Source organism: Trinickia sp. (assembly GCF_051961175.1).
Lineage (GTDB): Bacteria > Pseudomonadota > Gammaproteobacteria > Burkholderiales > Burkholderiaceae > Trinickia.
On record NZ_JBQCDN010000080.1, the window covers coordinates 1 to 2,534 of the forward strand.

Here is a 2,534-nt window from a genome sequence, read left to right on the forward strand (position 1 = left end):
CGCAAGAAGCCGGGCGCGATGCGCAGCGCGAGGAATTGCAGGCCACCTACCAAACCCTTGCCGCGAATGTCGTGACGACGGCCGTGCTCGAAGCGTCGCTGCGCGCGCAGATTGATGCGACGCATGAACTCGTTGCATCGGCGCAGCATGAGGTCGATCTCAGCCGGCAACAGTTCGAGCTGGGTGGTTCCGCCCGTTCCGATGTTTTGTCGGCGGAGTCGAATTTGGCGTCGGTGCAGGCCACGTTGCCGCCGCTCGCGCAGCAGCTTTCGGCCGCGCGCAGCCAGCTTGCCGTCTATCTCGGCCAAGCGCCGAGCGAATACGACGAAGGACGATTCGATCTCGCTTCGATGCAATTGCCGCTCGATATTCCGCTGATGATGCCGTCGGAGGTCGTACGGCAACGGCCCGACGTTCGCCGTGCGGAAGCGCTGCTGCATCAAGCGAGTGCGCAGATTGGCGTCGCCACGGCGAACATGCTGCCGCAGTTCGGTCTGACGGGAAGCTTTGGCGTTTCCGCTGCGTCGTTTCGTTCGCTTTTTTCGAGCAACGTGTTTTCTTTGGCGGGCAACATGACGCAGCCGTTGTTTCAAGGCGGCACCTTGAATGCGAAACGGCGCGCGGCCGTGGCCGCTTACGATCAATCGCTTGCGCAATATCGGCAAACCGTATTGCTGGCGTTCAAGAATGTGGCCGACGCATTGCGCGCGCTCGACACCGATGCGCAAACGCTGGCCGCGCAATACCGCGCGCAAACGGCGGCGGCCGACAGCTTGCATCTGATCGAGCAGCGCTTCGGGATGGGCGGCGCGAGTCACATCGAATGGCTCGTCGCGCAGCAGCAGTACGAGCGTTCGCGCATTGCCTATGTCCAGGCGCTGGCCGCGCGCTACCAGGATACGGCGGCGTTGTTCCTGGCACTCGGCGGCGATTGGAAGCAGGCAGGCGAAACGGTGTCGGCGGCGCATTGAGTCACTGAGCATCGCGCTCGGGCGGCGTCGCGATTCACGCTATTCAACTCGCGGAAATCGATTACATGACGGACAAATCGGAGTTGTTGCGGCAGTTGCGAATCGACCGCCACGAGCGGCCCGCGCAAACGGCGCCTTCCCGGCGGTGGTGGTGGGCGGCGGGATTGTCGGGTCTCTTGATTGCGGCCGGGTTGGCTGCGCTGTTTTTGCTGCATTCCTCCTTGCCGATGGTGCAAGCGGCCGTGGCCAAACCGGTGGCGCTTGGTGCCGGTGCTGATGCCGGCACCTCCGTGCTCGATGCATCGGGTTACGTGGTGGCGCGCCGGCAAGCGACGGTCTCCGCCAAGATCACCGGCAAGCTTGCGCAGTTGTTCATCGAGGAAGGCGTGCACGTCAAGGAGGGCGACATCGTCGCGAAGCTCGACGATCGCAATGCGAGCGCCGCTTTGCTGCAAGCGAAGGCGGGCGTGACGCAAGCCGAAAGCACACTCGCGCAGGCGAAGGCTGCGGCCACCGATATCACGCCGATCTACGAGCGTGACCGCAAGATGGCGGCCGCTGGCGTGATCAGCGCGACCGCGCTGGACCAGAGCAAGGCGACCTTCGACGCGAGGCAGACGGACGTGGCGGTGGCGCAGGGCAATCTGGCCGTGCGCCGTGCGGCGCTCGAAATTGCGCAGCGGGATCTCGACGATACGATCGTGCGCGCGCCGTTTACGGGTGTCGTGACGACCAAGAATGCGCAGCCCGGCGAAATCGTGTCGCCGTTATCGGCGGGCGGGGGCTTCACGCGTAGCGGTATTTGCACGCTCGTCGATATGGACTCGCTCGAGGTTGAGGTTGATGTCAGCGAAAACTTCATTAGTCGCGTGCAGGCCGGCGAGCCCGCCACGCTCAAGTTGAATGCGTATCCCGACTGGGCGATCCCCGCGTACGTCATCGCGGTGGTACCGACGGCCGATCGCAGCAAGGCGACGGTGAAAGTGCGCGTGGGCTTCAAGTCGCGCGACCCGCGCATCCTGCCTGAAATGGGCGCGCGGGTTTCATTCCTGAGCCGTCCGCAAAACGGGACGAACGGTTCGGCGAACGCGACCGGCGGCGTCACGCTGCCGGCCGCCGCCGTGCAAGCGAACGCCGGCGGCGCCACGGGCATTGTGTATGTCCTGCACGACGACACGGTCGAGCGACGCGAAGTTAAGCTCGGCGCGCGAAGCGGCGATGCGCAGGCCGTCATCGCAGGTGTATCGTCGGGCGAGCGCGTGGCCGTCGGCGATTTGACGAAGCTGTCGGATGGCGCGCACGTCAAGGTTGTGGACCACTCGTAGATTGACGCACTGGCGGCGTATGCGCCGGGAATCGGGATCGGATGAGGAGCGAAACAAAATGACTGCCATGGTGTCCCTCAAGAACATCGTGAAGACGTACACGCGCGGCAAGCAGGCGGTGGAAGTCCTGCACCACCTCGACTTGCACGTGTCGGAAGGCGATTTCGTCGCGCTCATGGGTCCTTCGGGATCGGGCAAGACGACGGTGCTCAACCTGATCGGCGGCATCGATCATCCG

3 protein-coding genes are annotated in these 2,534 nt (G+C 64.2%); all 3 read left to right on the forward strand.

The genetic code is table 11. The features are described from left to right. Positions 1–971 (forward strand): efflux transporter outer membrane subunit (locus ACTHL0_RS04365; protein WP_440565365.1); only part of this gene is annotated, 971 nt, incomplete at its 5' end. A gap of 65 nt (positions 972–1,036) precedes the next feature. Continuing rightward, a complete protein-coding gene (locus ACTHL0_RS04370) occupies positions 1,037–2,296 on the forward strand; it encodes an efflux RND transporter periplasmic adaptor subunit (RefSeq protein WP_440565366.1) in 1,260 nt (419 codons plus the stop codon). A 58-nt stretch (positions 2,297–2,354) separates the two neighbouring features. After that, positions 2,355–2,534: ATP-binding cassette domain-containing protein (locus ACTHL0_RS04375; RefSeq protein WP_440565367.1), on the forward strand; the 180-nt coding region annotated here is incomplete at its 3' end.

Bases quoted from the DNA above. Each gene is read 5' to 3' on its own strand.
- ACTHL0_RS04370 (WP_440565366.1), top strand. From the start codon at position 1,037: ATGACGGACAAATCGGAGTTGTTGCGGCAGTTGCGAATCGACCGCCAC.